Origin of the sequence: Chryseobacterium herbae (assembly GCF_025154075.1) — a bacterium.
Taxonomy (GTDB): domain Bacteria; phylum Bacteroidota; class Bacteroidia; order Flavobacteriales; family Weeksellaceae; genus Chryseobacterium; species Chryseobacterium herbae.
On record NZ_JAOAMU010000009.1, the window covers coordinates 81472 to 102355 of the forward strand.

A 20884-nucleotide genomic window follows, 5' to 3' on the forward strand; every position below is an offset into this window, starting at 1 on the left:
ATCTCAAAGAGTTCCTATCTTAGCAAAAAAACAATGTTTATTATTTCGCTGACCTACAAAACTTCACTTGAGGATGTGGAACGTTTCATTCCAGAACACAATATTTTTTTAGATCAACAGTACAACGCCGGACATTTTATTGCTTATGGAAGGAAAGAGCCGAGGACGGGAGGAATTATTCTTTCCAATGCGGGTTCTAAGGATAAAGTTGAAGAAATCATCAGAAGAGATCCCTTTTATATTCATCAGGTAGCGGATTATGAAATCATTGAATTTATTCCATCAAAATACAACGAACACTTTAAATTTTTTATAACAAACTCATGAAGTTAATTACCTATAATGTCAACGGAATCAGGGCTGCTTTTACGAAAGATTTTTTAGGCTGGTTAAAGACTGCTGATCCGGACATCGTCTGCATCCAGGAAAGCAAAGCGGGAAACGACCAGATCGATATTGAAAGCCTTCAGAAAATCGGTTATCACAGTCATTGGCATTCTGCCGTAAGAAAAGGCTATAGCGGCGTCGGAATTGCGTCTAAAATCAAACCGAATCATATTGAATACGGATGTGGTATTGAAAGCTATGATAATGAAGGGAGGATCATCCGTGCGGATTTTGATGGATACTCTGTTATTTCCGTCTATGTACCGTCCGCCAGTAATATTGAAAGGCTGGAATTTAAGATGCAGTTTTGCCACGATTTCCTGATTTACATCAAGGAATTACGAAAAACGATCCCTAACCTTATTATTTCGGGAGATTTCAATATCTGTCACCAGGCGATCGATATTCACGATCCGGTCCGTTTAAAGAATGTTTCCGGCTTCCTGCCGATGGAAAGGGAATGGATGACCAGCTTTATCGAAGAATGTGAGCTGATCGACAGTTTCCGTTTTTTCAATAGTGAACCGGATAATTATACGTGGTGGAGCTACAGACAGAATTCAAGAGCGAAGAATAAAGGCTGGAGATTGGATTACAATTTTGCCACTTACCCTCTTAAAGATCAACTCTCAAGAGCGGTGATATTAAAAGAGGCCGTTCATTCCGACCACTGCCCTGCTTTATTGGAATTTAATATATAGAAAGACTATAAAAGTAAAAAGCCAGCTGAATCAGCTGGCTTTTTTAAATTTAAATCATAAATTTAGTCGACAATTTCATATTCAACCGGAATGGTACCATGACTGATATCTCCGATTTCATCGAACGCAGCTTTAGAAATATCTAATGCTCTTGATGCATGGAAAGGTCCTCTATCATTAATCTTCACTATCACCTGTTTTCCATTGTTCAGATTGGTAACTCTAATATTAGTTCCAAACGGAAGCGTTCTGTTTGCAGCGGTGAACTTTGAATTACTAAAGATCTCTCCGCTTGCTGTTTTTCTACCATTAAACTTATCGTGGTAGTACGATGCATAACTTGTTTTCTTCGCATCTAAGGTATTACCTGTAAAAGAATAAACACCTAAGGTTGAAATCATCATTATGATTACGAGAATGAATCTTTTCATCATCTTGAATTTTATTGGTTTTGACGGAGCAAAAGTATAAGGAATGTTGTAAAGTCCCTACTCCATATGTTAAAAACCGTTAACGAAAACAAAATAATATGTTAACAAGGCCTGTAAGTTCCTATTAACAGGGGTTTTAGACCACACTGTTAAAAAACGTTAAAAAAACAGGTCAAAAGTTAACATAATTAACTTATTAACGAAAAAATCCAAAATTCAAAAACAAAAACTAATTGATAATCAAATGATTATGTAATTTGTGAAAATTGAATAAAATCACTTCAGTGATTTTAAAATCTAAAAGTTTTAAGAACTTTAATCTACAGAACCACTTGATAGAAGTCTTTTAAGGCTGATATTGCAATCAGCAGTATTTATTTTAACAATGGTTTTTAACAAGTAAATGAATTATTCTCTAAAAATCATTTATTTAAACTCTTATATTTTGATCTTCTTTTTCAAGGTTCTCTTTTCATATTATCAAATTGGATACCAAATGGATTTTATAATCGACTGTAAATTATTATTCCATCCCAACTACCGAACGAAATCAGGCGCAAAATTCAGAGAGAAAAAGATTATTATCATTTAATCTAAAACGTCTGATTCTGATACCTTATATATAGTATAGAAGAAAATCAATCCGAACTCTTGAATGAAGTTAATTTATATAGTAGTTTGAAAGATAAAAACATTTGCCTGGTCTCCCTATTGAATACTAGCTAGTTTATCTCGCATTAAAGTCAATGAACATCTATACCTCTCCTTAAACAAAAAACCAATGATTGCTCATTGGTTCTATATTTTATACAGTATAAGGGTTAAATCTTATTTTAAATATTCTATTACATAGTCATATGTTCCCGAAGGGTAAACAACTGACATGCTTGGTGAACCTGTAATTGCATTTCCAGCACTTGTTGCCACTGTGAAAGAATACAAGCTTCTGTCATAAACAGTGTTTGTACCAGCTTTATAAATTGTGATACCATATAAAGTAGTCATCCCTGTAGGAGCAGGAATATCTACTGCAGTTGAAGTACCACTAGCGGTGAAAGTTCCTTTTTTAGCAAAAAGTTGTTTGTCAACGCCTACCCCTGTGTTTATAAGAGTATTTGTAGCTGTTTCAGCAGTACCGATAGTTACTTTAGGAGAAGCTCCCATTGCCAACCATCTACCAGATGCTATTGAAAAGTTTCCGGAAGTTGGACCTGCTGTTGGGTTTGAGAAATAATAAAACCCTGGAACGATAGCTTGTGCTCCAATACCAGAACCTGTTGCTGGTGTATTACCAGTACCAGTATTATAAACGATCATACCATCATATGCAGTAGGAAAGTTATCTTCATCACCTGTAGTCGTAGCAAATGTAAAATTCACTAGGTTCGTTCTTGGAAAAACCAAACCTTTTCCATCAGTAGTATTTGTATCTGCACTGAAACCATTTGTTGCACCAGAAGCATCCATAAACGCTGATTGTCCATTGATGTTTCCACTAGCAAAACCATTGGTTCTTAATTGTGCCTTTGAATATTGGGATATTGCCAGCGTAGCGGCAGCGATCAGTAAAAATTTTTTATTCATGACTTAAATGTGTATTAAAGTTATTAATTATTGTGCAGAATATGATTGCCAAGCGGTACCGTCGTATACAAACCCAAGCCCTCTACCATTAACCCCAAGAGAATTAACAGAAGTTGCACTCATACCGTTAACAGTAATCGATGCAGGACCACCCACTTTAACCAGTGTGATGGTTTTACCTTTTGTAGCTGCACTCACAGGTATTGTAGATAAATCAGCATTTGAACTAATAAATACATAACCATTTAAATCAGCTGCAGACAAATCTGTTCCACTTGCTGAAGTTCTAACCGGGATAACAGCATTAGGAGTACTACCACCACCTCCGAAAGGTTTCCATTCAGGAACCGTATTATCAAAGTAGTAGAATCCTGCTCCGGTAATTTTCACTTTTCTTGCACCGGAACCTGTGCCAGAAGTAATATAAACAAGAGCCCCGTTTTGCGGAGCACCATAAGTGCCAGCAGTATCATCTTTGGATGATAATTCTGTTGCTGTCATACGAGGGACTAGTAAGGCATCAGGTCTGGCATTATCTGTAGTATTGGCTACTACGTCTAATGTGGAGGAAGGTGCGGTCGTGTTAATCCCTACACGTCCCTGCTGAGCCTTGGAAACTGCCGAAAGGCCAACGAGCATCGTCGCTGTTAATAAAAATTTTTTCATAAGTTTTTAAAGATTTAAATTACATTATTTTTCATCAATATTTCCAAAATGGAAGATGCATCTCAACTTGTGCTTATCATTCTGGCTGTCTGTGTTTCAGCTTTTTTAAATAGGCAACTGCTTGAAGCATTTGATTTTAAAACATTGCTTATTGCGCAAATTTAAGACATAATTTTCAAATTTATTCATATAATATTAAAAAAATAGAATACTTTTATTTAACAAAACAATAAAGTATTGAAAATCAATATTATCTGAAATTAAGCAATCGTATAAATAGTGTTAAATTTTATTAATATTTTCAATAATATGTAGAAAAAATAAATTTGACATAATCGCTATAACTTGCAAGCTATCAGATCAGTTCACCATACAAGTCAAATTCTTCTGCAGATGTTATTTTGACCTCAGCAAACTCTCCGATGGAGATGTATGTTTCATCTGCCGAAACCAGAACTGTATTGTCTACATCTGGGGAATCATATTCTGTTCTTCCAACGAAATAATTCCCTTCTTTTCTATCAAATACACATCTGAAAATTTTTCCGATTTTTTCCTGATTCTTCTCCCATGAAATCTGCGATTGCAGTTCCATAATCTCTTCCACTCTTGCTTCTTTCACTTCCTGCGAGATATCATCTTCCAGTACATAAGCACCGGTATTTTCTTCGTGAGAATAGGTGAAACATCCTAATCTGTCAAACTTCTGCTCTCTTACCCAGTCTTTCAGCTCCTGGAATCTTTCTTCTGTTTCTCCCGGGTATCCTACGATCAAAGTAGTTCTCACCGCCATATCAGGAACTTTTTCTCTGAATTTGGCTAACAAGGCATTCGTCTTTTCATGTGTTGTTCCACGCTTCATAGATTTCAACAAATCGGAATTGATATGCTGAAGAGGAATATCGATATAATTACAAACTTTAGGTTCTTCACGGATGATATCCAGAACATCTTCAGGAAAACCACTAGGGAAAGCGTAATGAAGACGAATCCACTCGATCCCTTCTACTTTCACCAATTCTTTTAGGAGTTCTCCAAGCGCACGTTTTTTATAAATATCAAGACCGTAATACGTAAGATCCTGTGCGATAAGAATAATTTCTTTAGTTCCTTTTTTTGCTAATTTCTGAGTTTCCAAAACCAATTTTTCAATAGGAGTAGAAATGTGTCCTCCTCTCATTAAAGGGATTGCACAGAAAGAGCACGGCCTGTCACAGCCTTCTGAAATCTTAAGGTATGCGTAATGCTTGGGCGTAGTGGTCAATCTTTCTCCTACCAGCTCGTGCTTGTAATCTGCACCCAAATGCTTTAGCAGGATCGGAAGATCTCTGGTTCCAAAGTACTGATCTACATCCGGAATTTCTTTAATAAGATCCGGCTTGTATCTTTCTGAAAGACAACCGGTCACAAAAACTTTTTCGACCTCGCCTCTGTTTTTTGCTTCTACGTAATCCAAGATGGTATTGATAGATTCCTCCTTAGCATTATCAATAAAACCACATGTGTTGATCACTACGATATCTCCGCGGCCTTCATGAACCACTTCTTTTCCATTAGCTTTCAGCTGGCTCATTAATACTTCAGAATCATATACATTCTTGGAGCATCCCAGTGTAACCACATTGATTTTCTTCTTCCCTACAGATTTTGTGCGCATCGTTTTGATTTTGAGTGTGCAAAGATACGAAATAATAAAAGAGTAGTGATCAAAAAATAAAAACCACTTTAGCAAAGTGGTTTTCAAGGTTTTATTTAAAAATTTTTCTGTCCGAAACTTGGTGCATTCACATCCTTTTCAGAAAGTACCATATCTTTTTCAGTAATCTTCCAGTCTATCATGAGATCCGGATCATTGAATTTGACGCTCCCTTCTGATTCTTTGTTATAAAAATTGTCGCATTTGTAAGAAAAAACGGCTGTTTCACTCAGTACGGAAAATCCGTGACCGAATCCTCTGGGAACATACATCTGTATTTTATTCTCTGCTGTAAGCTCTATTCCGAACCATTTTCCGAAAGTCGGAGACTCTTCTCTAAGATCTACCGCCACATCCCAAACTTTTCCTTCCAGACAGGAAACCAGTTTTGCCTGAGCATGTTCTCCTTTCTGCAGGTGAAGCCCTCTGAGAACGCCATAGGAGGATTTTGAGATATTATCCTGAACAAAATGTCCGTTCATCCCGGTCAGTTCTTCAAATTTTTTCTCATTAAATTTTTCAAAAAAATAACCTCTCTCGTCTTCGAATATAGTGGGTTCTATGATATAACAATCCTTAAGCGGGGTTTCTTTTATTTTCATGGTTATATTTCTATAAATTATACTCCTTTTTCAGGTTCCATTTTAATGCTAAATAAATTCCGCCTGTGGGAATAAATATAATCAAAATAATAACCCAAACAGGAAGTTGCGAATGAATTAAAAATATGTTAATTAACAGTTGACAAATAGCATACACAGAACTTACCACTAAGTGTGAAACTTTTTTCTCGTTGGCAAAAAGCTGATATAAATGCCTTCTGTGTGCTTCAAAAATATTCTCTTTTAAAAGTAATCTTTCTGTGATGGTTAGCACAACCTCGATTCCATAAATTGAAAGAAGCAAAATATACTTGTATTCACTAGTCCTCATGATAAGAAGAGTAATGAGCCCTATCACCCAAAAGCCTATCCCCATACTTCCGACATCGCCGGCAAAACATTTCGCTTTTTTTCTAAAATTAAAAAAAAGAAATACAACACATGCTAAAATGGGATACACTATAAAATTTTCATCTGTAAACGAAATGATCTCTTTATTGATATAAGCTAAGGAACCAAGCGCTATAAGACTGTAGAGTCCCGTCATCCCATTAATACCATCCATAAAGTTGTAAGCATTCAGGGTGCCAATTATTATTACGAACAGTATTGGCCATGTCCAGAAAGGCATTAAAGCAAAAGCTCCGGTAAAATATAAAAGCAGAACAACCGAAACCAAATGAACAGAAAGTCTGATTTTATTCGATAAAGTTCTAACATCATCTACAAAGCTTATGGTACATATCGCCAAAAGCCCAAGTCCGAAAGCCCAGTAATTTTGTATCGCCTCATTAAGATTGAACAGACAAAAAATAATGAAAGCAACGGGAAAAATAATTCCACCACCTCTTAATGTAATCTGTGTATGTGCACTTCTGTGATTGGGCTTATCTATAATATTGTACTTATCAGCAATTCTGAAGTAAGCCAACATTGATATAAAAAGTAAAATTATTACAATTGCAAATTCCATAAATTATAGTTGAAATTTTTCCATTACGTTGGAAGGATTAAAATCTAATTCTCTTTTTATTTTTTCGTTAGAGAAAGTAAGAGAATCTGTAATTTTTCTTAATCTTAAAGAATTAATAGGAGCTTTATTTCCAAGCAAATCACCTACTCTTGCAAGCGATTTAGCTACAAAATAGGGAATACTTGCCGGTGACTTTTTATTTAAAATAGTTGAAATTGTATCCGAAATCTCTTTGAAACTAGGATTCGCATTATCGCAGACATTATAAACGCCTCCATCTCTGCCTATAATACGAGTCGTGATTTCAGCAAAATCTTCTACCCAAAATATACTTTTCTGGGCTGTACCGCCTGCAATATTAAAATATTTCCCATTCCTTACTGCATTAATCATATCTCCTAAATTACCGGGAGGATTAGGTCCAGCGATCAATGAGGGTCTTAGAATAAATAATTTAACATTATTCTTTTTGCACCAACCGGTAAGGAATTCCTCGGCCATAATTTTACTTTTTGCATAGGGAGTATGTCCGTCTAATGCTGTATTTTCATTTATATTTTCGCCAAAATCTCTTCCGTATACGGCAACTGTACTGATGAAGATAAAATAATCCGGCAAATTTTTCTCTAAAGCATTACAAAGATTTTTGGTTCCATCAAAATTTACAGTATAAAAAAGCTTTTCTTCTTCCTGATTTTGAGGGATGGAATGTGCTTTTCCCGCGGCATGAAAAACGATATCAAATTTTTCATCAAATGGAACTATGGTATTGGCAATATTAAATACATAATCTGCATTACTGGTTCCAAAAGTTTTTATCTGGAGATTTTTTTCTTTAAGCAAGGGAATTACATTCCTTCCTAAAAAACCGTTAGCCCCTGTGAATAGTACTTTCATTTAGATCGTATTATAAAATTTGTTCAATATTGTGTTTTCCGAAAATTTTTCTTCAGCGACTTTTCTTGCTTTTTCTTTTTTCAATTTCAAATCCAGAATTGATTTTTCATCAAATGAATTAAAAAAATCCACCAGTTTCTGTTGCTCGAAATGCTGAAATGAATATCCTACATTTTCTTCTTTTACAAGCAAATCGATCTCGCTGTTTTTTTCACCAATATATAAAATGGGTTTTCCTGCAGCCAAAATATTATATGTTTTGGAGGGAACTCCCAGGCCAAACATTTTAGGTGCCAAACTTACAAACGCTACATCTGCCTTGTTTAATACCGAAAGCTGGTCTTCTCTTGAATAGGCTCCGTCGAAATAAACGTTTTGAAGTTGGTTTTCCTGTACATATTCAAGCATCTTTTGTTTCACAGCGCCTTCTCCTACAAAATAAAAAGCAAGTTGGTCATTATTAACTTTTTTAATGACTTCCAATACTTCCAACAGGCCTTGAACCCTACCTATATTTCCTGCATACTGAAAAATAGTTTTATTTTTGAATGGAGAATCGTTATCAAAAACTTTTTCTTTTGAAAGTGGATAAATGTTTTCAACATCACCCCAGTTTTCAATGATCTCAATTTTTGAATTGCTATTGTACTTTCGAATCTTTTTCTCAATAACTTCCTGCATGTCTCGTCCCAATGTGATCAGCTGATCGGCATTTGAGTAAGCTTTATCAAATATCCTTCTCAGGATTTTGTATGCCAATGATTTTTCGGATTTGATAATTCCAGCCGGAATTGTATTTTCCGGAAAAACATCATGGACCAAAATAACCAATTCAATTTTTTTAAATTTCTTGAGTATTGAGATAAGCAGAATTAAAGGAGCCGGATTGGTTACAATAAAAACTTTTTCGCCTTTCTTCACTTTTCTCCAAAGATAGAAGAAGATCGAGAGACTTAAAAAAATAAATCTCAAAGATCTGCTTATCAGACTGTTTTTGTTACCTCCAAAACCTTTTATCCTATGAACAACAACAGCTGAGTTAAGTATAAAATTTTCACTTTTCTTTTGTTTATCGTATACAGGATCTCCACAAACAACTTTTACATTATATTTTTCTGAAAGTTTGTTTGCTATTTTGGTAAGAATGAAAGAGGTTGAAGTTTCCTCAGGATAAAAAAGCTCAGTTGCTATCCAAAGATTCTTCATTATTTTTTGCTCCAAACTACTCTGTTTATGTAATCGGTATAACTCAAAATGATACGTACCATTTTCTCAGAGACATTGGGCATGGAATAATCAGATACCGGTCTATAGTTTCTTTCCTTTCCTGTCTTTTGCTGTTGAAGCTGAGTCAATCCCTGTAAAATTCTCTCAGGAGAAAGTCCCACCATCATCACTGATGCTTCTTCCATGGCTTCAGGTCTTTCATGAGCATCTCTAATGTTAAGCGCTCTGAAGTTTAGAATCGATGATTCCTCTGAAATGGTTCCTGAATCGGATAATACTGCATAACTTCTCATTTGAAGCGCATTATAATCGTGGAAGCCCAATGGCTTTAAGAACTGAATTTCCGGTCTTACTGCGATCTGCATTTTATCGATCATATTTCTTGTTCTTGGGTGTGTAGAAACAATGATAGGATATCCAAATTTTTCTGCAATGGCATTAAGACTCTCCATTAATCCATTAAAATTCTTTTCTGAATTGATGTTTTCTTCTCTGTGTGATGATACCACAAAGTATTTCCCTTCTTCTAAGTCCAGTCTTTTTAAAACATCTGAACTTTCAATCTGTGGCAGATAATGTGTCAAAACCTCGAACATTGGAGAACCTGTTTTGATAATTCTATCAGCAGAAAGACCTTCTCTTAACAAATATTCGCGGGCAATGTCCGAATAGGTAAGATTGATATCTGAAGTATGGTCTACAATTTTACGGTTGGTCTCTTCCGGAACTCTCTGATCAAAGCATCTGTTTCCAGCTTCCATATGGAAAATAGGGATCTGTCTCTTCTTTGCAGGAATCGCACACAGACATGAATTGGTATCTCCCAAAACCAGAAAAGCATCAGGCTGAATCTCTTCAAGAAGAGGATCAATTTTAATCAATATATTCCCAACCGTTTCTGTAGCTGTTTTTCCTGCTGCTTCCAGAAAGTAGTCAGGCTTACGTAATCCCAGATCCTCAAAAAAGATCTGATTCAGTTCATAATCGTAGTTTTGTCCGGTGTGAACGATAATATGTTCTACAGCCTCGGAAGCATCCAAAGCTGATAATACTCTTGATAATCTAATGATCTCCGGTCGTGTTCCCACGACTGTCATAACTTTTAATTTTTTCATCATAACAAAATAAAATTATAGATATAATTACTGCTGAAAAGCACCAAAATTCAATATTGGCAAAGATACAGTAAGAAGTTTGAACAAGAACGAGATACTGAACGAAAAATAAAAAGTACGGTAAATAATAAACATTTTCTTTAATATACTTTAATTTAAATTTCGCGAGATCTTTAAAATATAAGCCAAGCAAAATAAAGCCCACTATTCCCATACTCATCAGTACCTCCACAAAAATATTATGAGGATACATTGCATCTTCAAATAAAGTAGTTCCTCCAAATAGTGGATTATTTTTAAAAACATCCCATCCTTTAGATAAATAATAAGATCTTCCATAGCCGTTACCTTCAAAAATAGCATCGTAAATTCTTACAATATATTCTGTAGAAAAAGCGCTATATCTCAGGTAATAGATACTTATTATAAAAACGATGATAAAAGCTGCCAATGCCAACCAATATTTAATCTTATTGATATAGAAAAACATGATAATAACAAGGACTGCACCCGCCAGCATAGGGCTTCTGGCAGAAGAAATCAGTAAGGTGAATAAACCTAATCCCAATCCTAATGCCGGTTTTATTTTGTTTTGCGGTGATATGAAATAATAAAAGACTGATAATACAATCAATGAAAGCCCATAGTGCCCAGTATTGATATAATAGCTGACGAACAAACCGCTTGATCTTGCAAAAATAGGGTTTACCAGAATAACATATAAAAAACTGCACCCCAGCATTATTAATAGAAAATTGAAAATAATATGGGTCAGCCTTTCAACCATTTCTTTTGAAAAATTAATGCTTAAAAGCGCTACAAAAGGAATCATATTCAGACATACAATCCTTATATAGATCTCATATTCTAGGCTCTGTGTCTGAGCGGAAAAAGTATAGTGATTAAAACTGTAAAAGGTTTTAAATAAATAAAGGAGCCAAAAAAGACAAATAAAAAATATTGTAGATTTTCTTTTTTTTATATTTTCAAAATTCTTATAAATAATATTTAAGGCTAAACAAAATATAATAAAGCGAAAAGGAACAATAAAAAAATGGTTGGATATACGGAAAGGAACAGCAAATGAATAAAAAAAAATATATCCAAATGTGATAAGGAAAACGAAAAAGAACTCTATATTATTCTTTCTTAGTAACTCCATCTTTAAACCTCCAAAAAGTAAGTATCTGCGTCTTCGGCATTAAACGGTTCGTTGATCCAAAAAATGGTGTACAATTCTTCGTCTCCAATATTTTTAATGTTATGGGTATACCAGATGGGCATATCTACATAAGCAGGCTCGTTTCCGTCCAGATAAAAGTCCAGTACTTCATCTGTGTCAATTTTTCTGAGCTGGATTAATGCTTTTCCTTTTATGACAGCAAATCTTTCTATTTTCCTAGTATGGAAATGATTTCCACGGGTGATTCCCGGAACTGTTGTAGAAAAAGAACACTGCCCACCAATTCCAAGTCTGATCACTTCCACAAAAGCTCCTCTTGGGTCAACGTGCTGAGTAAATTTTACAGGATAATGATCCTTGATTTCGAAATAACAACGGAAAGTATTGAAAAGATTTAAGTCAAATGTTGTTGCCAGTTCAGGAATTTCTCCATTTTCAAAATATAGGTTTCTATAATTTTCCAATTTACTTAGAACTTCTGAAACTTTGTTTTCGGATGTATGTGGAACTTCATATAAATCGTGGGTTTCAGCAGCTTCAATTTTACTGATGATTTCCTGAACAAGTTCTCCGACGTAAATAAGTTTTACCTCACCATCATTATCAATTACAGGGCTCTCACCATGCGTAAGTTTATAACAAAAGGTGGCAATAAATGAATTGTAATTAGGTTTTCCAAACGGTCCAAAAACATTGGGAATAATCAATCCGGTAAATTTTCCGCCGGATCTTTCTGCCCATTCTGCAAAAAGCTCTCTTCCTTCTTTTTTAGATTTTCCGTATAAGTTATCCTTTTCTTCCTGAGACGATGATGAAAATAGAATATGTGCTTGAGATCCTGTTCTTTCCAATGAACCCACCAATGTCTTTACAAGATCGATATTATTATTAAAAATCACTTCAGGATCAGGATGACGGTTCATAGCTGCCAGATGTACAATGACATCGCACTGTTTTACAAATTCATCCAGTTTCTCAGAATCTTCAAAAAATGATCTTTCAAAGTTGATTCTTTCAAACTGATCAGGTTTTAAACCTAAAGTATTATATAAATGTGAGCCTACAAACCCATTCTGTCCTGTAATTCCTATTCTTTTCATCTTATATATTTTCAAAATAATCTATAGGGAAACGATAATCATCATCTATCTCTCCTAAAGAGTAATCTGCCATTACCAATAGTTTTGAATTTTCTTTTTGGGCCTGAATTGCGCTTGCATATCCTCTTGGAATATGAAGAACATTTAAATTCTCTGAATCTATTTCAAATCTCAAAACACTTAATTCTTTTAACGGTTTTTCCCAATTGTCTATTTTGATCAATCTAATCAAAAAATGTCCCTGTAGAACCGAAAACCAACGTTGTTCTATCTTGTGCCCCGTCCAGCCTCTAATGAATTTTGTATCTGCATTTTCAATACAGTACATTCTTTTAATTTCAGAAGCATTGAAATTATTATTAAAAGTGAGGCTTCCTCTTTCATCAGAATATTTTCCACCTTCAAAGATTTCAGGGATATCCATGGGCAATAAAGCTACTACAAAAATAATAGTTCCAATTTTAGTTTTGTCCTATTATTTATTAATTATATTTTATTTTAAGTCTTTCAATTACACGGGGATTAATTAGCTGTATTCAGATAATTTTTATACCAATTTATAGTTAATTCAATTCCATTCTCCACATCTACGGCAGGTTCCCAGTTTAATTTCTGTTTAGCTTTTTCATAGCTGATACATCTTCTGGTAATATTATCTATATCTCTTTTGCTCAGTTTCTCAGTTTCCGTATCAGGGATCAAATTTTTAATGATTGACACTATTTTATTAATTGATGTTTCCCGGCCAGTACCTACATTAAATACCTCATTTAATGCATTGTCAGATGTAGACGCCAGAATTGTTGCATTTACAGCATCATCCACAAATGTATAATCTCTGGTTTGCTCTCCATCTCCAATAATTTTGAGATTAACTCCTTTTAAACCATTGTGTATAAACATTCCTAAAACTCCGCAAAAACGATTATCAAAAGACTGGCCATAGCCATAGACATTTGAATATCTAAGAATGGTAACCGGAATATTATTTTTTGTACTATACAGTAAAGCATAATGCTCGCTTAATAGTTTAGTCGCCGCATAATTATTTAAAATATCCGGAGGTGCGCTTTCATCAAACGGAGAATCATGATTGCCCATATTTCCATAAACAGAAGAAGAAGAAGCCGTAATAAACCTCACCAATTTTTCTGAATTATTTTGTTTTAAGTAATTCAGAATTCTCAATGTACTTAAAGCGTTGACATTAAGATCATGTTCCGGATTTTGAGTAGAAGCTGATATATGTGAACAAGCTAAATGAAAAATATAATCACTGTCAATTATATGATCCGAATAATCCTCAACATTTAAAACATCAGCCTGCAAAAATAAAAATCTATCTTTATATTCGTTCAGTACAGTAGGATTACTATTACTGCAGTTATCAATAACGACAACATTGCAGTTAAAACGGTCTATCAGAGCTTTTACGAGATTATGACCGATAAATCCCAATCCTCCAGTTACAATAACTTTTTTTTCATTTAAAAGAACCGACATACATTTGTGAATTTAATTATTTTGAAAAATTATGATCAGAGCCTTCCAGTGTTTTTTTTGCTAATATAGTATAATTAAGATGTTCTTTTGCAGCTTTTGCGGCTCCTTTTTTCATTTTTATAAGATCTTCAGGACTTGAAATAAGCTGATTCACTGCATCAGCAAATTTTATGGGCGTGATATTTTCTTTTTCAATTTTAATAATATTATCATAAAAATTAAGATAAGACATATCCTGCCAGCCTGAATCTCCAGCTATCAGAGGCAGATGCATACCTATTGCCTGCTGCCACAAAACCGATTGGCTAGACGGAAATACAGCGATATCCGAAATTGCCATATACTCATAGAAAGAATCGGGTGATAGCCATCCTGTAAAATGAATATTCACATTCTGTCCTATTTTTTTCAGATGCTCATAATATTCTTCAAATCCATTATCCGGAGTTCCAAAAATAATCAAATGCAGATCTGATTTTTTTAGCATATTAACTGCTTCTATAACAATTTCTGTTTTCTTCTTAGGATTAAGCTTTCCTCCTGTTATCAGGACATGATCTGAGTTATTTATACCCATTTTTTTTCTGAAAGCTACTCTGTCAAATGTATTTCTTACGTTTTCCGAAAGTTCATAGTCACACCCCAAAGGCAGTAATTCAGTCTCGTTATGAGAAATATTATATACATTTTTCAAAAAGTCTGAACTTGCAGGTGTTGCAAAAAATATTTTCGAAATATGTTTTTTATATTTATGAAAAATCGTTTTCCAAATAATTTTATGTAAAACGTTCAATGAGACCCAATTGTTTGCAGAGTTACTATAATCTGTTTCAGAATACAAAATGATATCACAGCCTGTTTCATTTTTATACTTTACAGCCTCTTTGATATCCGGCTGAATACTATTAAAAAAAATAACATCCGGTTTCTCAAGTGTTAGAATCTCATAAACTCCTTTGAATTTTTTTATTCTTTTCTTTATATTGATCTTATAGGGCAGTCTGTATACTTTTATCCCATTACTTATCTGTACAGATTTTTTTTTATGGCTATGGTAGGTGTCATTAAAAAAATCAAAGGGATTATCTGTAAGTGAACAGATAACAAAGACTTCAAGGCCAAATTTCACATATTGTTTAGCCAACTCGTTTTCGATGTAAGTCAAATCGTTTCCAAAAAAATCGGTTACTATTAATACTTTCATTTTATTAAGACAAGTTATGATTTCAAATGACTCCTTTGACTAACTGCTCTGTGTAACCTTTATTCTTTTATAAATTTTATCTGAAAATATGATCGCTTTATTTTGCAATCTTACTCCGGATACTGTAACACATCTTCGCCCAATACTTCTTTTCTTATCAGGGGAAGCTTTAATAGAAGCTGTTTCATTCCTTCAACACCCTGTTGTTCTGTATTATGTGAATGGTAATCTTCTATTTTAGAGATATCTTTTACTCCTTCAGAGAAATACTGCGCATAATTCAGATCTCTGTTATCAGCCGGAATTCTGTAGAAATTATCCATGTCCTCCGCTTTGATCATTTCTTCACGGGTGCATAAAGTCTCATACAGCTTTTCACCGTGTCTGGTTCCAATGATCTTTATAGGATTATCCGCTTTAAACATTTCTTTTAATGCCTGAGCTAAGTCACCTATGGTACCTGCAGGAGCTTTATTAACAAACAAATCTCCAGGATTTCCGTGTTCAAATGCAAACAATACTAAATCTACAGCTTCCTCTAACGACATTAAGAATCGGGTCATATTCGGGTCTGTGATGGTAATCTCATCCCCATTTTTGATTTGTTTGATAAACAAAGGTATTACAGATCCTCTGGAAGCCATTACGTTTCCATATCTGGTAAGGCAAACTACTGTTTCATCTAAATTTCTGGAAGCAGCTACAGCCACTTTTTCCATCATAGCTTTAGAAATACCCATTGCATTGATAGGATAAGCTGCTTTATCTGTGCTTAAACAGATTACTTTTTTAACCTTATTATTAGCTGCTGCATCAATAACATTTTGTGTTCCCTCAACATTGGTTTTTACAGCCTGCATAGGAAAAAACTCACAAGAAGGAACTTGTTTCAATGCTGCTGCATGAAAAACATAATCTACGTTTTTCATTGCTGGTTCAATACTTTTATAGTCTCTCACATCCCCTATATAAAATTTCAGTTTATCATTTCTAAACTGATTTCTCATATCATCCTGCTTCTTCTCATCCCGGGAAAAAATACGAATCTCTTTGAAATGATCTGTATTTATAAATTTTCTCAAGACTGCAGTTCCAAATGAACCTGTTCCTCCTGTAATAAGAAGTATTTTATCTTTAATCTGCATATGCGTTTTTATTATTCTATTTTCATATTATACAATCTTTCCCAGACTGCAATATTGTAAAGTCTCCATTCCAGATCGCGATCTGCAATAAAGGTAAATTTCTTTTTTGAGATTTCCTTTATAATTTTAGAGTTATTAATAACATCCAAAATTTGTTCAGATCTTGGCCACCACTGATCAACGGGAGCTTCGAATCCGATTTTTCGTCTATTATAAGTAATCTGATCCGGTAAATGCTTCTCCATATTTTTCCTTAACAGATATTTGGACCATCCCTTTCTGATTTTATAATGATTATTAATGGAAAGACATGTCTCTACAAAATTATAATCCAAATAAGGAAGTCTGGTCTCAACGGAATAGCTCATTGAATTTTTGTCTTCCCATTTTAGAAGTTCAGGTAACTGGCACCAAAAAATTTCATTTTTCTGGAGTTCAAATATTTTTTTGTAAGATTTTGTCAATCTTTTGGTATTTGAAAAATCAATGATCTTAAAGTATTGATCTTTTAAAATCTGACCTCGTTTTTTTAGCCAGAATTTTCTGACAAAAAAATTGGAAAAATAATAGTAAATCTTTAATCCCTGTAATATGGAAATATCATAGTGACTTTTCACATTACTCAAAAATCTGATATTACTGAAAACACCATGATTTCTCAAATAAGCGGCAGTATATCTATTATAACCCAGCAAAATTTCATCAGCGCCCTGCCCATCAAGTAAAACTTTGATTCCGAGCTTGTTGGTCTCTTTCATCAGGAACTTTTGCATATAAATAGCAATTCCCCCAAAAGGCTCCTCATGTTTAAAAATTACTTCTTCAAAAGTATCTTTAAATTCATCTTGCTTAGGCATGATAATATCATGATTGATTCCTAAAGTTTTAGCTGTAAGTGAAGACAGGCTGCTTTCATCTGTTTTCTCATCAATGGATCCAACTGTGATTGCTGTAAATTTCTCTATTTCATTAGATTCTGTCAAGAATTTTGAAGCTACTGAAACAATATAAGAACTATCTGTTCCACCGCTTAAAGCTGAACCAACTTTCACATCAGAACGGAGTCTTATTTTGATTGAGTTATCAAATTCTTTCTCAAAAATATCAATTGATTCCTGAAGGTTTAATTTATTGATCTCATCTTTAAATTGAATATCATAGTATTTATAGATTTGGTATTTATGAGTATTTAAATCGTAAACAAGATTGTGAGAGCCCGGTAGTTTTAAAATATTCTCAAAAAAACTTTCGTTGGTTTGATCAGAGATATTGATAATGAGGTATTGAAGGAGGACCTGAAGGTTTACTTTTTCAACTTTTTCTATTTCAAGAATTGGCTTTATTTCTGAAGCAAAAATAAATTTATCTTTATCTGTATAATAATAAAATGGTTTTACACCAAATCTGTCTCTTGAGCAAAATAGTTTATTTTTCTCAATATCAAAAATAGCGAAGGACCACATTCCGTTGAATTTATTCACACATTCTTCACCCCAAAAATCATAAGAAATAATCAAAACTTCTGTATCCGAATTGGTTTTAAAAGAATAACCATTTTGTTCTAATTCTTTTCTAATTTCGATATAATTGTATATAGCTCCATTAAAAGCCATCACGTATTTATCTTCTAAAAAAAAAGGTTGATTTGCGGATTCACTGATATCAATAATGGACAATCTTCTATGTCCAAGTCCCAAATTTTGAGACAAATAAAAACCTTCTGCATCAGGGCCCCTGTGTGACATTTTATCTGTCATCTTTTTCAGGTCTTCCTGCTTTACAACATTAGAATTTTTATTTATAATACCAGCAATACCACACATTACTTAAAAGTATTTTTTGATAAGATTTTCCTTATCTGAAAAATTGGGATAATTAATTAACACTGCCTTTAATTTTCCTTTAAAAACAAATAAACTTCCAGCCGCAGCTCCGATTATTCCAAACTTACTGATAAGTTCGCCAACATCTTCTAATTTACCTGCGCCTCCTATTGCTGTAAGCGGCAAAGTTGTTTCATTTCTTGAAGCTTCAATAAGTTTTACATCATACCCTTTCATCTCCCCATCTTTGTCAATAGAATTAATTACTATTTCTCCAGCACCAAGCTGTTCAAACTTTTTAATCAATTCAAATGGTGATTTCCCGGTTGCTTTTTTTCCATTATGGGTATACACCTCATAGCCACCGAATATTTTCTTCTTCACATCCAAAACCACAACAACACTCTGGCTTCCAACTTTTTCAGATATTTCTCTTATAATATCAGGATTATTAATTGCTCCCGCACTAAAAGCTATTTTTTCTACACCTAATGAAAAGATTCTCTGTGCTTGTTCTACAGTTGTTACACCTCCTCCATAACATAAAGGCATTCTGCATTCTTCAGCCCAATGCTCAATCATTCTAAAATCCGGACCTCTTCCTTCTACAGTAGCGTCTATATCTAGAATAATAAGCTCATCAACTTCCTTTTCGTTAAAAATTCTAACCGCATTCATGGGATCACCCAAATATCTTGGATTTTTGAAATGTTCGGTTTTTACCAATCCTTTATCATGAACCAAAAGGCAGGGTATAATTCTTGGTCTTAACATCTTTCAGCAAAGTTCTTTAATAGTTGAATTCCAAAATGGTGACTTTTTTCAGGGTGAAACTGTGCTCCAAAAATGTTGTCGTGATTGACAGCACTTGTAAAGTTTATTCCATATTTTGTTTCTGCAATAGAATCATTCTGATCATTACACTTAAAGTAATAACTGTGAAGGAAATAGTATCTTGGGTCTACCTCCAAATCTTTAAGTAATGGTGTATCTTTTACAATGTCAATATCATTCCATCCCATATGTGGCAATGGTAGTTTGGCAGAAACCTGTGATGCATCAAATTTATGAACATATGCGTCTATCCATCCCAGTCCGGGAAGGGTTCCTTCGTCGCTTCCTTTTGCCATCATCTGCATACCGACACATACACCTACTACAGGTGTTTTTTGATTAACAACAAGGTCGTTTACTTTATCTTTCATTCCTGAATCTGTAAATCTCTGCATGGCATAATCAAAATGCCCTACCCCCGGAAGAATAAGTTTTGTTGCACCATCCAGTCCCTCAACAGTTTTTGCTGTAGTAGCTGGAATATTAAGCTGTTTATATATATTCAGGAAAGCGTTGATATTACCAACGCCATAATCAATAATTGTAACCATATTATTTAAACGCTCTTTTTTCAAGACCTAACAACTGCATCACCTTAGTTCCCAATTGTATTAATTTATAATTATTTTTATAGTCTTTGAAACTTTTATTAGGTCCATTGAAATATCCCCAAAGTTCATCCACTGTAAAATCAAGTTTTTTAGCTACATATTCAAATTCTTTCATTAATTCATCTTCCGGAAGCTCTGACCTTGAAACTCTGTCTAAAGCAGCTTCTCTAGTCAACTGACCTGTAAGAACTAAACTTGACAAATGGTTTTTCCTTTTATCAAATCCAAATTTTCTTGGTAACCAGAAAGCTTCATAGAATCTTGTAAACCTTGATTCGTGGTGCTTGTGCTGGTATCTCTGCCATCCGAACTTTTCTTCTAAAAGATCTTCAGCTTCTTTTTTGATAAATCTTGTATGGTCAAGAGGTTTTACCACTCTTACTCCATTCACCAATCTATATTGAATTTTATATTTAAAAATATCACATCTTGGGAAAGTTTTCAATTTTCTTTCCCCAAACTTTTTATGAATATCATTGACGTACTTCATATCAGTTTGATAATAAGCTCCCCAATGAAGAGGCTCTCTTACACATTCCGTAGAGAAGTTTCCTCCTGTTAAGATATATTTAATTCCGTTTTTCGCACAATAGTTATAAAGTGAAGAGAAGAATACCAAATCCTGAGGTGTATCGATATCAGGAACCTGAGATTTTATAAAAGCTCTTTGAAGATCTTTCATCTCTTCCCAATTGATAACATCTGTATATAGGTCTAAACCTAAACCGTCTACAAGGTTTTTGATGTTATTGGTAGAAACATCTGAATTCCAACCTGCATCTACGTGGTAAAGCATTGGTCTTAAGCCCCATTTTTCCACAGCCAGATACACTAAGTACGAGCTATCCAAGCCACCTGAAATACCTATGATACAATCATAATCTTTTCCTTTTCCTTCGGCTTTAATTTTATCGATAACTTTTTGAATTTCCTGCTCTCCTTCTTCATTAGGATGCCAGTTGGGAAGAATATTGTTATAATAATTTCCACAATAATCGCACACTCCTTTTTCGTCGAATATGATAGTTTCATCCGTAGTGTCCATAATACAATTAACACACACCTGAACAGATTTTTCCGAATTTTTCATCTTTTAATTTTTAATTTGCAAAGATATAATAATATAAGCTATATAAAATTTGAATTTCCTAATTTTTGTCAATACCCTGATATACAAAAACCGTGCTAGTAAAAAATTCCAA

The 20884-nt window shown here is 34.0% G+C and carries 21 protein-coding genes; 2 read left to right on the forward strand and 19 right to left on the reverse strand.

Annotated elements, in window-relative coordinates; all coding sequences use genetic code 11:
* Positions 1–33: 33 nt before the first annotated feature.
* The gene (locus N0B48_RS22285) at positions 34–327 is read left to right on the forward strand and encodes a YciI family protein (RefSeq protein ID WP_259841657.1); all 294 of its coding nucleotides are present in this window, start codon (positions 34–36) and stop codon (positions 325–327) included.
* Positions 324–1088 carry an exodeoxyribonuclease III gene (locus N0B48_RS22290; RefSeq protein ID WP_259841658.1) on the forward strand — a complete coding sequence of 255 codons (765 nt, stop codon included), beginning with the start codon at positions 324–326 and terminating at the stop codon, positions 1086–1088. The genes N0B48_RS22285 and N0B48_RS22290 overlap by 4 nt, the downstream gene beginning before the upstream one ends.
* Positions 1089–1150: 62 nt before the next feature.
* Here the strand turns inward: N0B48_RS22290 and N0B48_RS22295 are convergent, their stop codons facing one another.
* From N0B48_RS22295 to N0B48_RS22385, 19 genes are all read right to left on the reverse strand, one after another.
* Positions 1151–1522 carry a septal ring lytic transglycosylase RlpA family protein gene (locus tag N0B48_RS22295; RefSeq protein WP_034729183.1) on the reverse strand — a complete coding sequence of 124 codons (372 nt, stop codon included), beginning with the start codon at positions 1520–1522 and terminating at the stop codon, positions 1151–1153.
* Between the two features lie 825 nt (positions 1523–2347).
* Positions 2348–3103, reverse strand: coding sequence for a hypothetical protein (locus N0B48_RS22300; RefSeq protein ID WP_259841659.1), 756 nt, complete (start codon positions 3101–3103; stop codon positions 2348–2350).
* Between the two features lie 27 nt (positions 3104–3130).
* A complete protein-coding gene (locus N0B48_RS22305; protein WP_259841660.1) occupies positions 3131–3742 on the reverse strand; it encodes a phage tail-like protein in 612 nt (203 codons plus the stop codon).
* Between the two features lie 382 nt (positions 3743–4124).
* Positions 4125–5426 (reverse strand): 30S ribosomal protein S12 methylthiotransferase RimO, encoded by a 1302-nt coding sequence (gene rimO / locus N0B48_RS22310; RefSeq protein ID WP_259841662.1) that lies wholly within the window; start codon positions 5424–5426, stop codon positions 4125–4127.
* A gap of 95 nt (positions 5427–5521) precedes the next feature.
* Complete coding sequence (gene rfbC / locus N0B48_RS22315; protein WP_259841664.1) at positions 5522–6067, reverse strand: dTDP-4-dehydrorhamnose 3,5-epimerase; 546 nt, start codon at positions 6065–6067, stop codon at positions 5522–5524.
* 10 nt (positions 6068–6077) lie between these two features.
* The gene (locus N0B48_RS22320; RefSeq protein ID WP_259841666.1) at positions 6078–7040 is read right to left on the reverse strand and encodes an MraY family glycosyltransferase; all 963 of its coding nucleotides are present in this window, start codon (positions 7038–7040) and stop codon (positions 6078–6080) included.
* A gap of 3 nt (positions 7041–7043) precedes the next feature.
* Positions 7044–7937, reverse strand: a complete 894-nt coding sequence (locus N0B48_RS22325; RefSeq protein WP_259841668.1) for an NAD-dependent epimerase/dehydratase family protein — start codon at positions 7935–7937, stop codon at positions 7044–7046.
* Positions 7938–9143, reverse strand: a complete 1206-nt coding sequence (locus N0B48_RS22330) for a glycosyltransferase family 4 protein (protein WP_259841669.1) — start codon at positions 9141–9143, stop codon at positions 7938–7940. It lies immediately after the preceding gene.
* Positions 9143–10279, reverse strand: a complete 1137-nt coding sequence (gene wecB, locus N0B48_RS22335) for a non-hydrolyzing UDP-N-acetylglucosamine 2-epimerase (protein WP_259841807.1) — start codon at positions 10277–10279, stop codon at positions 9143–9145. The genes N0B48_RS22330 and wecB overlap by 1 nt, the downstream gene beginning before the upstream one ends.
* Positions 10227–11111: an O-antigen ligase family protein gene (locus N0B48_RS22340; protein ID WP_259841671.1), complete on the reverse strand. Its 885-nt coding sequence runs from the start codon at positions 11109–11111 to the stop codon at positions 10227–10229. The genes wecB and N0B48_RS22340 overlap by 53 nt, the downstream gene beginning before the upstream one ends.
* A gap of 332 nt (positions 11112–11443) precedes the next feature.
* Positions 11444–12562, reverse strand: a complete 1119-nt coding sequence (locus N0B48_RS22345; protein ID WP_259841673.1) for a polysaccharide biosynthesis C-terminal domain-containing protein — start codon at positions 12560–12562, stop codon at positions 11444–11446.
* A gap of 1 nt (position 12563) precedes the next feature.
* Positions 12564–12986, reverse strand: a complete 423-nt coding sequence (locus N0B48_RS22350; RefSeq protein WP_259841675.1) for a WxcM-like domain-containing protein — start codon at positions 12984–12986, stop codon at positions 12564–12566.
* A 98-nt stretch (positions 12987–13084) separates the two neighbouring features.
* The gene (locus N0B48_RS22355) at positions 13085–14065 is read right to left on the reverse strand and encodes an NAD-dependent epimerase/dehydratase family protein (protein ID WP_259841677.1); all 981 of its coding nucleotides are present in this window, start codon (positions 14063–14065) and stop codon (positions 13085–13087) included.
* 16 nt (positions 14066–14081) lie between these two features.
* On the reverse strand, positions 14082–15269 hold the full coding sequence (locus N0B48_RS22360) for a glycosyltransferase family 4 protein (protein WP_259841678.1): 1188 nt from the start codon (positions 15267–15269) through the stop codon (positions 14082–14084).
* A gap of 110 nt (positions 15270–15379) precedes the next feature.
* Positions 15380–16414: a polysaccharide biosynthesis protein gene (locus N0B48_RS22365; protein WP_259841679.1), complete on the reverse strand. Its 1035-nt coding sequence runs from the start codon at positions 16412–16414 to the stop codon at positions 15380–15382.
* Positions 16415–16425: 11 nt separating this feature from the next.
* Positions 16426–18237 carry an asparagine synthase (glutamine-hydrolyzing) gene (asnB, locus tag N0B48_RS22370; protein WP_259841680.1) on the reverse strand — a complete coding sequence of 604 codons (1812 nt, stop codon included), beginning with the start codon at positions 18235–18237 and terminating at the stop codon, positions 16426–16428.
* 3 nt (positions 18238–18240) lie between these two features.
* Positions 18241–19011 (reverse strand): AglZ/HisF2 family acetamidino modification protein, encoded by a 771-nt coding sequence (locus N0B48_RS22375; RefSeq protein ID WP_259841681.1) that lies wholly within the window; start codon positions 19009–19011, stop codon positions 18241–18243.
* Positions 19005–19622 carry an imidazole glycerol phosphate synthase subunit HisH gene (gene hisH / locus N0B48_RS22380; RefSeq protein ID WP_259841682.1) on the reverse strand — a complete coding sequence of 206 codons (618 nt, stop codon included), beginning with the start codon at positions 19620–19622 and terminating at the stop codon, positions 19005–19007. The genes N0B48_RS22375 and hisH overlap by 7 nt, the downstream gene beginning before the upstream one ends.
* Position 19623: 1 nt before the next feature.
* Entirely contained in the window at positions 19624–20772 is a 1149-nt protein-coding gene (locus tag N0B48_RS22385) for an N-acetyl sugar amidotransferase (RefSeq protein ID WP_259841683.1), read from the reverse strand.
* Between the last annotated feature and the right edge of the window lie 112 nt (positions 20773–20884).

What these genes read in the sequence shown, in the direction of transcription:
- N0B48_RS22285 (WP_259841657.1), top strand. Translation starts at nt 34, where the DNA reads ATGTTTATTATTTCGCTGACCTACAAAACTTCACTTGAGGATGTGGAA.
- N0B48_RS22290 (WP_259841658.1), top strand. Translation starts at nt 324, where the DNA reads ATGAAGTTAATTACCTATAATGTCAACGGAATCAGGGCTGCTTTTACG.
- N0B48_RS22295 (WP_034729183.1), bottom strand. Translation starts at nt 1,522, where the DNA reads ATGATGAAAAGATTCATTCTCGTAATCATAATGATGATTTCAACCTTA.
- N0B48_RS22300 (WP_259841659.1), bottom strand. Translation starts at nt 3,103, where the DNA reads ATGAATAAAAAATTTTTACTGATCGCTGCCGCTACGCTGGCAATATCC.
- N0B48_RS22305 (WP_259841660.1), bottom strand. Translation starts at nt 3,742, where the DNA reads ATGCTCGTTGGCCTTTCGGCAGTTTCCAAGGCTCAGCAGGGACGTGTA.
- rimO (WP_259841662.1), bottom strand. Translation starts at nt 5,426, where the DNA reads ATGCGCACAAAATCTGTAGGGAAGAAGAAAATCAATGTGGTTACACTG.
- rfbC (WP_259841664.1), bottom strand. Translation starts at nt 6,067, where the DNA reads ATGAAAATAAAAGAAACCCCGCTTAAGGATTGTTATATCATAGAACCC.
- N0B48_RS22320 (WP_259841666.1), bottom strand. Translation starts at nt 7,040, where the DNA reads ATGGAATTTGCAATTGTAATAATTTTACTTTTTATATCAATGTTGGCT.
- N0B48_RS22325 (WP_259841668.1), bottom strand. Translation starts at nt 7,937, where the DNA reads ATGAAAGTACTATTCACAGGGGCTAACGGTTTTTTAGGAAGGAATGTA.
- N0B48_RS22330 (WP_259841669.1), bottom strand. Translation starts at nt 9,143, where the DNA reads ATGAAGAATCTTTGGATAGCAACTGAGCTTTTTTATCCTGAGGAAACT.
- wecB (WP_259841807.1), bottom strand. Translation starts at nt 10,279, where the DNA reads ATGAAAAAATTAAAAGTTATGACAGTCGTGGGAACACGACCGGAGATC.
- N0B48_RS22340 (WP_259841671.1), bottom strand. Translation starts at nt 11,111, where the DNA reads ATGATTCCTTTTGTAGCGCTTTTAAGCATTAATTTTTCAAAAGAAATG.
- N0B48_RS22345 (WP_259841673.1), bottom strand. Translation starts at nt 12,562, where the DNA reads ATGAAAAGAATAGGAATTACAGGACAGAATGGGTTTGTAGGCTCACAT.
- N0B48_RS22350 (WP_259841675.1), bottom strand. Translation starts at nt 12,986, where the DNA reads ATGGATATCCCTGAAATCTTTGAAGGTGGAAAATATTCTGATGAAAGA.
- N0B48_RS22355 (WP_259841677.1), bottom strand. Translation starts at nt 14,065, where the DNA reads ATGTCGGTTCTTTTAAATGAAAAAAAAGTTATTGTAACTGGAGGATTG.
- N0B48_RS22360 (WP_259841678.1), bottom strand. Translation starts at nt 15,269, where the DNA reads ATGAAAGTATTAATAGTAACCGATTTTTTTGGAAACGATTTGACTTAC.
- N0B48_RS22365 (WP_259841679.1), bottom strand. Translation starts at nt 16,414, where the DNA reads ATGCAGATTAAAGATAAAATACTTCTTATTACAGGAGGAACAGGTTCA.
- asnB (WP_259841680.1), bottom strand. Translation starts at nt 18,237, where the DNA reads ATGTGTGGTATTGCTGGTATTATAAATAAAAATTCTAATGTTGTAAAG.
- N0B48_RS22375 (WP_259841681.1), bottom strand. Translation starts at nt 19,011, where the DNA reads ATGTTAAGACCAAGAATTATACCCTGCCTTTTGGTTCATGATAAAGGA.
- hisH (WP_259841682.1), bottom strand. Translation starts at nt 19,622, where the DNA reads ATGGTTACAATTATTGATTATGGCGTTGGTAATATCAACGCTTTCCTG.
- N0B48_RS22385 (WP_259841683.1), bottom strand. Translation starts at nt 20,772, where the DNA reads ATGAAAAATTCGGAAAAATCTGTTCAGGTGTGTGTTAATTGTATTATG.